Source organism: Kitasatospora sp. NPDC086009 (assembly GCF_044540385.1).
GTDB lineage: Bacteria > Actinomycetota > Actinomycetes > Streptomycetales > Streptomycetaceae > Kitasatospora.
This window is the reverse complement of the sequence record NZ_JBITSA010000023.1, coordinates 1-4,905: the sequence shown is the minus strand read 5'-3', so window position 1 is coordinate 4,905 and position 4,905 is coordinate 1. Positions and strand designations below refer to the sequence as shown.

The following is a 4,905-nucleotide window of genomic DNA, read 5'->3' as shown; positions in this document are numbered from 1 at the left end:
CCGGCCGCGCACGCGCCGGCGCGGAATAACCTCTTGGGCCCCCAGGCTGGGGTCGCGGCGGGGGGGGGGGCCGCGGGCCCGCGCCCCGCCCCACCCCCCTCGTGGCGAGCACCGGCACGCCTTGCGCTCGCTGAGGTCGGCCGGGGTTCCGGCTGGTGCGGCCCAAAATGCACGGAGTCTGCCTGGCCTGGGCTCCGCGCGCGGAGATCATCACGGGGCTCCTGCTCCTGCGCCACGCGGAGGACCGACAGCGGTACTTGATCGAGCACCGCCTGGAGGTGGTGGAAGACGTCAAAGACAGCCTGGAAGAAGTCGACCACCCCGACCTGCTCGACCTGCGAGCGCTCACCCTTCAGGCCACCGCCTGCATCCGCGACGGCCATGACGCGCCGGCCCAGGCCTACTCGCCAATGTGCTGGACACCCTTATGACCGCCCACGGCCGCGACTGGATGCGCACCTACTTTCCCCAGGGAAGGTTCCCGCAGGACCCGAAAACCGGCAGCCACAAGGTGATCGCCGGAGTGCTCGGTGCCTACACCGACAACTCCCAGCTGCGGATGCTGGCGGCCTACCTCCTGGTCGCCTCGATGAAGAACGTCTTCCTGAACAACGTCACCCGCCAGCACACGCTCAACCGGCACCTGAGCGCGCACAAGGCATCCACCCACTCCTACCGCAGCGAGTTCGCCTTCGCCGCGCTCCTGAACACCCAGGCGCTGCTGCGCCTGGTGGACCGCTACCTGTACGTCTGAGTGCTCCTACGCGCCCGGAGCGCCAGCTGAGCCGTCCCGCTGCGGTACCAGGGACTTCCGGATGAGCACCGCGGCTTCGCCGCCGAGCCGGCCCCGCCGGCGGCATGGAGGCGTATCCCGTTCAGGCGGCGGTGAGCAGACCAAGGCCCCGCCCGGCCAGCTGCGGGTGCCCGCCTGGACGGCGGGTACCCGGTGGTTCCGGTAAAGGGAAGGCCAGTTGTCGGACCTGTTCCGTACCCTGGCGCTCAGCACCCCTTTGGGTTACGGCCCGTGCCGGGGCTTGGACGACGGGAAGCGGGACCCACAGTGACGTCGATCTACCTCTCCTCCGACAACCCCCGGTGGATGCCGAAGACCGAGGCTGACCTCCAGGTCGCCGTCGACGGCGACCTGTTCGAGGAAAGCCACCATCTGGACCTCAAGAAGGCTCCGAACAGCAAGGGCGACAACAGGGAACTCGCACGCGACCTGTCCTCGTTCGCCGTCGACGGCGGCACCCTGATCATCGGCGTGCAGGAGAACAAGGACGAGCGTACCTTCGAACTCGCCCCGCAGCCGCTGAACGGGCTGGCCGAGAAGGTGGAGCAGGTCGCCCGCACGATCCCCGACCCGCCCCTGACCATCCTCACCGGAGAGATCTACTCGGCAGCGGACGACGGCACCGGCTACCTCGTCGTGCACATCCCGGCCAGCCCCGTCGCACCGCACATGGTCGACAACCGTTACTTCGGCCGTGGCGACAAGACGAAGTACCAGATGGGCGACTCCGAGATCGTCGCCCTTCACCAGCGGCGGCGTGACACGGAGGCCGACACCCTCACCTTGCTCCGCAAGGAGATGGACGAGGATCCGCTGCGCGACGTCGGAGCCCAGTCGCACTTCTTCCTGGTCGCCCAGCCCACCGCCGCGCGGCGGGACGTGTGTCTGCCCATCACCGGCGCCCAGGACTGGAGCGCACGTCTGCGGACCCTGATCCGCCGTGTCCAGGAGAACCCGAGCCTGCACGCGGCGCTCTCGAACCGCGGGTTCAGCCCCGACTTCGACGCCGTTCACCAAGGGCACCGGCGGGCCAGGGGAGTGGCGCTCAGTTCCTCGGGCCTCACGTCCGACCGCACCTTCGTCGCAGACGGGAGCTGGGGAGAGGAGGACGTGATCGAGGTCCAGCTGTTCGAGGACGGCGGGCTGCGCCTGTTCATGACCCGCCTGTCCGACGGAACCGGCCCGAACTCGACGGACGCGGAGCAGGTTCTCCTCGATGTCGGCGCCGTCATCCTCACCCGGCACATGCTGGAGCTGATCCGCCTGGTCTCCGACGAGGTGGGCTACCACGGGAACTGGGCGGTCGGGGTGGGAGCCACCCGGCTCCGCGGCCGTCGCCGGCATTCGAGTCACTTGCGGTTCCCCGGCAACCACAAGTACAGCGCGGACACCTACGAGGAGACCACGGGCGTGACCCTGGCCGAGCTGAATGACGCCCCGGGCGCGGTCACACAGCGGCTGCTGGGCCCGCTGCTCCGCTCGCTCGACTCGGAGGAGGAGTTCGCCAAGGCACTGAACGACGCCTGACCTGCTGCGTTCCCTCCAGAGGAACGATGTACGGCCCCTGGCCAGCGGAATGTCAGCCCCGCCTGACCTCTTCTTTAAGCGCAGCCAACATTTCGGGGAGTTGTGCCACCCCAGGTGTGGCACAACTCCCCGTGCTGCGTGCACCGATGCGGGGCGCCGCCAGGTGTGCTGTGGTCAGTCGGCGGTCGGCACGGCCTTGAGCCGGGGCCGGCTGATGTCGGTGACCTTGCGCTGTCCGGCCTTGCGGGCCTTCTCCTCCTGGTGCTGCTGCAGCCGGCTCTCGTACTCGCCCTCGAAGTCGCCATCGTCGAGCCGCATCTCCTGCGGCAGCGCCCGCATGGCCTGCTGCTGCTCCTTGGGGGTGTTGAAGGCCGCGATGGCGGGATGGAGCTGGAAGCGGCCGCGGCGTACGACGGTTCCGAGCCGGGCAGCCACCAGGTGTTGCATGGCGCGGCTGATCAGGACGCGGTCCATCGCCAGGCCGTCGCCCAGCTCCTCGTGGGTGGCCACCACCAGCCCGCCGGGCTGCTGGACGGTCAGCAGGTGCAGCAGCAGTGCATAGGCGGTGGGAGGCAGCCGCGGCACGTAGGCCAGCCCGTTGAAGCTCCCCCACAGCGGTCGACGCGCGACCCACTCGTCCGTGGTGACGGTCATGACGACGGCTTCCCTTCCTTGAGCTTGCGCGGCTCCAGCTTCGCGCCCGGCTGCGCCATCGCCTTGAACGCCTCGGGCGCGGCCGGATCCTCCAGGAGCGCGTGCAGCAGGTCCAGCTGCTCCACCCTCTCACCCTTACCCGCAGAGGCTCCCTTGCGGCCCTTCTGCGGCCTCCTCACGCCTCCGCGCAGGCTCGCGGCGGGGTTGAGCTGGTAGACGCCGTTACGGACCCGCCGGAGGGCTCCGTCGGCCTCCAGGACGTGGAAGACCCGGGTGATGTGCGGCCGGCTGTAGCCGAGGTGGTCGGCGACGTCGCCGTGGTTGGCCTCGATCAGCCCGCCGGGCTCCTGGCTGCCCATCAGGGTGAAGAGCACGACCAGGACGAAGCGGTCCGAGTCGTAGCGCCGGGCGGCCCACCGCATGAACTCGAGCGAGTCCATGCTGAACGCGTCGCCGACGAACCCCGTGCTGCTGGGCAGCGGGAACACCTGGGCGGCGTGGCCCGGCGGCAGCTCGACCGTGTTCGGGCTCGGGATCCGGCTGTACGAGGTGGGCGGAGGTGCGGGGCGCCGGCGCCGGGTGCGCGCGGGCTTCGACTCCGGCAGCCGGCCAGCCGAGCTGCCGTCGGTGAGCCCTGCGCTCATCTCGCGGTTCTCCTTGATCGGATCGGACGTCATCATCCTGGCACGAACGTGACAGTGCAGGCACAGATTTGGTGACAGGACACGCACGAAAGTCCCCGGAATGTCAGTCCAGGGGTGACAAAACTCGTCGCGCCGGGAACACGATCACCCAGGAGACCTGTGGATAACGTTCGCCGTCCGGCGCGACCAGTTACGTAACAGCACAGGCACGAAACTACGGCGATTGGTCAGCATCGTCTGACATCCGGACCCCCAAAATGTCAGCCCAGGACTGACATTCCGGCCGCCACGCAGCGCCCTCACCAGCACCGATACAGGGCTTTAGCTCTCAGAACGCGAGCGCGCGCGATACCGGACCCCAGCCGTCGAGGCAAGCACCGACACGCCCACGCCGGAGACCTGGGCCGGAGGCCCGACGGCAGCCTCCGGCCCATGCCCCAGCATCGACCTTCGGCCGATCCTGCAGTACCGCGCCCGCTGCGCTCCGCCTGGCCGGACGGCGGGTTGAATGCCCTTTGCGCCGGACGTGCCGGGCTTCCAGCCGCGCGGGAGCCCCAGGGGGGGTCCTCCGGACCCCACCCCCGTCGGATCCGGCCCGACCTGACCCACGGCCGAAGGCCGCCCCGAGTCTCCCAAGGGGAGGGGCCCAGCCCATTCCGTACGGCACCCGTAATTCCCACACCAATTCTCACCCCCTGGTCCAGTGCAATCCGCGTATTCTTGAGAGAAATTCAAAGTGGCACCAGAAGGTAATCTGCCCAGCCCGGGCGAAAAGGCTCCGTGAATTCAATCTAACGGCTTTCAAGTGGCGCTGATCCGGCTACACCGGAGGGTCGTTCTACCCCCAGACACTAGCGGCCTTCCAAGTTTGATGCACTCACCTCGGGCGAAGCCCACCCTCTCTCCACTCCTTCGAGTGACCCAGCGTCCGAGTCACCCCCCCGCCTCCCCCGCCATCACACCCCACCCACCACAAAGGCCGGCCATCCCAACCCCGCCCTTCGGGCCGAAGGCCCCCCGCTCACCATCCGTTAACTCCGCAGGCGAGGCCTAGGAGTTGACTCCAAGCCATGTCCCGCCACGACGGAACCCACCACCCCGCCGGGGCGCAGCCCCGGCAGGCCCGGCGTAGCCGGGCGCCCGTGGCGGCGCAGCCGCCACCCAGGCACCGGCGAAGCCGGAGCCCCCCGGCCGAAGGCCGGGCAGTACCGGCGGCTCCGCCGCCGCGCAGTGCCGAAGGCGCAAGCAACCCGGGCCGAAGGCCCGTGGTTACCCGGCGTAGCCGGG

5 protein-coding genes are annotated in these 4,905 nt (G+C 69.3%); 3 read left to right on the top strand and 2 right to left on the bottom strand.

The window, feature by feature from the left end:
• Positions 1 to 257 precede the first annotated feature (257 nt).
• From ACIF6L_RS34020 to ACIF6L_RS34010, 3 genes are all read left to right on the top strand, one after another.
• Complete coding sequence (locus tag ACIF6L_RS34020) at positions 258 to 431, top strand: hypothetical protein (RefSeq protein WP_396491534.1); 174 nt, start codon at positions 258 to 260, stop codon at positions 429 to 431.
• Positions 413 to 754, top strand: a complete 342-nt coding sequence (locus ACIF6L_RS34015; protein ID WP_396491535.1) for a hypothetical protein — start codon at positions 413 to 415, stop codon at positions 752 to 754. Before ACIF6L_RS34020 ends, ACIF6L_RS34015 begins: the two co-directional genes overlap by 19 nt.
• 306 nt (positions 755 to 1,060) lie before the next feature.
• Complete coding sequence (locus ACIF6L_RS34010) at positions 1,061 to 2,320, top strand: helix-turn-helix domain-containing protein (protein ID WP_396491536.1); 1,260 nt, start codon at positions 1,061 to 1,063, stop codon at positions 2,318 to 2,320.
• 174 nt (positions 2,321 to 2,494) lie between these two features.
• Here ACIF6L_RS34010 and ACIF6L_RS34005 read toward each other — a convergent pair whose 3' ends face one another.
• Both ACIF6L_RS34005 and ACIF6L_RS34000 read right to left on the bottom strand, forming a co-directional pair.
• Positions 2,495 to 2,974 carry a hypothetical protein gene (locus ACIF6L_RS34005; protein WP_396491537.1) on the bottom strand — a complete coding sequence of 160 codons (480 nt, stop codon included), beginning with the start codon at positions 2,972 to 2,974 and terminating at the stop codon, positions 2,495 to 2,497.
• The gene (locus ACIF6L_RS34000) at positions 2,971 to 3,618 is read right to left on the bottom strand and encodes a helix-turn-helix domain-containing protein (RefSeq protein ID WP_396491538.1); all 648 of its coding nucleotides are present in this window, start codon (positions 3,616 to 3,618) and stop codon (positions 2,971 to 2,973) included. Before ACIF6L_RS34000 ends, ACIF6L_RS34005 begins: the two co-directional genes overlap by 4 nt.
• Positions 3,619 to 4,905 lie beyond the last annotated feature (1,287 nt).

Excerpts from the sequence above, each read along its gene's own strand:
- ACIF6L_RS34005 (WP_396491537.1), bottom strand. The coding sequence starts at position 2,974 with ATGACCGTCACCACGGACGAGTGGGTCGCGCGTCGACCGCTGTGGGGG.
- ACIF6L_RS34000 (WP_396491538.1), bottom strand. The coding sequence starts at position 3,618 with ATGAGCGCAGGGCTCACCGACGGCAGCTCGGCTGGCCGGCTGCCGGAG.